The sequence below is a fragment of the Streptomyces jeddahensis genome (genome assembly GCF_001642995.1).
Taxonomy (GTDB): Bacteria; Actinomycetota; Actinomycetes; order Streptomycetales; family Streptomycetaceae; genus Streptomyces; species Streptomyces jeddahensis.
Genome location: NZ_LOHS01000170.1, coordinates 1 through 2,835, shown reverse-complemented (window position 1 = coordinate 2,835; position 2,835 = coordinate 1). Strand labels below are relative to the sequence as shown.

The 2,835-nt window shown below is 70.1% G+C and carries 3 protein-coding genes; 2 read left to right on the top strand and 1 reads right to left on the bottom strand.

All coding sequences use genetic code 11. From position 1 onward, the window contains the following. Nucleotides 1–359 precede the first annotated feature (359 nt). Nucleotides 360–1,820, top strand: a complete 1,461-nt coding sequence (locus tag STSP_RS33235) for an alkaline phosphatase PhoX (RefSeq protein WP_067284750.1) — start codon at nt 360–362, stop codon at nt 1,818–1,820. An 84-nt stretch (nt 1,821–1,904) separates the two neighbouring features. Beyond that, the gene (locus tag STSP_RS41065) at nt 1,905–2,132 is read left to right on the top strand and encodes a hypothetical protein (protein ID WP_067284749.1); all 228 of its coding nucleotides are present in this window, start codon (nt 1,905–1,907) and stop codon (nt 2,130–2,132) included. An 80-nt stretch (nt 2,133–2,212) separates the two neighbouring features. Here STSP_RS41065 and STSP_RS33225 read toward each other — a convergent pair. Beyond that, a partial coding sequence (locus STSP_RS33225) for a TerD family protein (RefSeq protein WP_198547492.1) occupies nt 2,213–2,835 on the bottom strand: 623 nt, incomplete at its 5' end.

Here is a 2,835-nt window from a genome sequence, read left to right as displayed (position 1 = left end):
GAGCCCGGAGTTTGCGCCAGCCGCTGCGGGCGCACATCCCGCCACGTCCCCTTCGGCCGGAGGGCGGCTGGCTGCGGGACGGCCCCTACCGTTGTGGGCAATCGTTCCGCAGGGCGGAACGGGTGGGCACAACCCACGACGTACGGTGCGTCGCCTCTGCAGGTGCCCCCGCGTAGGGGGGGCGCACCCCACGACGGCGGGCGCCCTGTCACGGAACGACGCCTCCAGAGGCCGGAGAAGTCGTGCAGCGTTCAACTGGCGTTTATGCGCGGGCGGCACGGTGACCGCGGAAACGTCCCGCCGCGCCATCCCCGACAACGCCAGCCAGGCGTCCGCGCCCCCAGGCCTCAGGAGAAACCATGTCGCTGTCCCGGAGAGACTTCGCCAGACGATCTGCGATCACCGGAGCCGGTGTCGCGCTGGTCGGCAGCGTCGGAGCCTTCGCCACCACCCCTGGTGCCCTCGCCACCCAGGACACCGAGACCGCGGACGGCGCGGAGCTCGAGGACACCGCCGACGACCTCGGCGGCATCGGCTACGGCCCCCTGGTCGACGACCCCAAGGGCATCCTCGCCCTCCCCGCCGGCTTCTCGTACCGCATCATCACCTACAGCGGCAAGACGAAGCTGGAGTCCGGCGAGTACACCCCGTCCAACCACGACGGCACCGCCACCTTCGAGGGCCCGCGCGGCACGACGCTGCTCGTCAACAACCACGAGTTGAAGGGCCCGCGCGCCAACTGGGACTACCCGGTGCCGCTCACCGAGGGTCTCGTCTACGACCCCGCCGCGTCCGGCGGCTGCACCGTCGTCGAGGTGCGCCCCGGCGGCGAGGTCGCGGAGTGGGTCGGCATCGCCGGCACCTCCACCAACTGCGCGGGCGGCAGCACTCCTTGGGGCACCTGGCTGACCTGCGAGGAGACCGAGGACAAGGCCGGCAAGAACGGCATGACCAAGGACCACGGCTACGTCTTCGAGGTCGACCCGCGCGACGCCCGCGCCAACCGCGACCCGAAGCCCATCAAGGCCCTCGGCCGCTATGCCCACGAGGCCGTCGTCGTCGACAGCAAGCGCGGCCACCTCTACCTCACCGAGGACGCGTCGGGCCCCAACGGCCTCTTCTACCGCTGGACCCCGCCGGCCGGCTTCGAGCACGGCCGCGGCAAGCTCCGCACCCTCGCCGACGACGCCGGCGTGCTGCAGGCCCCCAGGTGCTACGACTCCGGCGGCCGTTTCGTCGACGACCTGTCCCGCGCCACGAAGATCGGCACGGTGTACGGCGTGGACTGGGTCGACGTACCCGACCGCGACGCCACGACGGTGCCCGTGCGCAAGCAGTTCGCCGACGGTGAGATCACCCGCGCCCGCAAGCTCGAGGGCATGTGGTGGGGCGACGGCGGCGCGTACATCGTCTCCTCGTACGCCCGTGAGGAGAGCCCCGTCCAGCACGACGGGCAGGTCTGGTTCTACGACCCCAAGCGGCGCACCCTCACGCTGAAGGTGCTGCTGGGCGTCAACCCGGACCCGTCCGTCGACGGTGCGTTCGACGGTCCCGACAACATCACCGTCTCGCCCTACGGCGGCATCATCCTCGCCGAGGACGGCGAGGGCATCCAGCACCTCTTCGGTGCGACCGAGAGCGGCCGTACGTACCCCATCGCGCGCAACGACCTGAACGTCGGCACCGAGGAGGAGCCGGAGTACAGCGAGTTCGCCGGAGTCACGTTCTCGCCCGACGGCAAGACGCTGTACGCGAACATCCAGGACCCCGGGATCCTGCTGGCGATCACCGGTCCCTGGAAGCGCCAGCGCAGCAAGTAAAGGACGGTGAGCCGAGGGGTGCATCCCTCGGCCCACCACCGTAAACCTGGCGTGGGGTCGCCCGCGGGGCGCATACTGCGACTAATGACAAAGCCACCAGGTACGCGACGCCACCTCCCCACCAGCCCCTTCAATGTTCCGCCACCGCCCGCCGAGCCCATCGAACAGTTCGCTGTGGGCGACCGGGTCTCACATGATCAGTACGGGCTCGGAAGGGTCAGCGGAATCGAGGGCGATCACGCCGTGCTCGTCGATTTCGCGGGCCGCCAGGGGAGGTTTCTGAGTCCCTTTCCCAAGCTCGTCAAGCTCTGACAGACAGCCCCGGACGAGGGCCCAGGTCCGCCCCGACGGGCCTGGGCCCTCGTCCGTCCGGCCGCCTGTTGCGCGCAGCGCTACAGAGCCTGCGCCGCCGGCTTGACCATGCCGCGGACCGTGCGGGCCTTCACGAAGTCGCCCATCGCGGTCATCTCCCACTCGCCGGAGAACTGGCGGATCAGCTTGGCCATCATCACGCCCGTCTGCGGCTCGGCGTTCGTCAGGTCGAAGCGGACCAGCTCCTCGCCGGTCGCCGCGTCGAGGAGACGGCAGTACGCCTTGGCGACCTCGGTGAACTTCTGGCCCGAGAACGAGTTGACCGTGAAGACCAGGCCCGTCACGTCCTGGGGCAGCCGGCCCAGGTCGACCACGATCACCTCGTCGTCCCCGCCGCCCTCACCGGTGAGGTTGTCACCGGAGTGCTTGATCGCGCCGTTCACGATCGACAGCTTGCCGAAGTAGCAGCTGTCGATGTGGTTGCGCTGCGGGCCGTACGCGATGACCGAGGCGTCCAGGTCGATGTCCTTGCCGCGGTACGCAGGCTCCCAGCCCAGGCCCATCTTGACCTGCGACAGCAGCGGGCGGCCGCCCTTGACCAGGGACACCGTCTGGTTCTTCTGCAGGCTGACGCGGCCCTTGTCGAGGTTGATCTTCCCGGTGCCGGGCATGGGGGCGGCGGGCGCGGCGGCCGGGGGAGCGG

Coding starts and splice junctions, on each gene's coding strand:
- STSP_RS33235 (WP_067284750.1), top strand. CDS start 360: ATGTCGCTGTCCCGGAGAGACTTCGCCAGACGATCTGCGATCACCGGA.
- STSP_RS41065 (WP_067284749.1), top strand. CDS start 1,905: ATGACAAAGCCACCAGGTACGCGACGCCACCTCCCCACCAGCCCCTTC.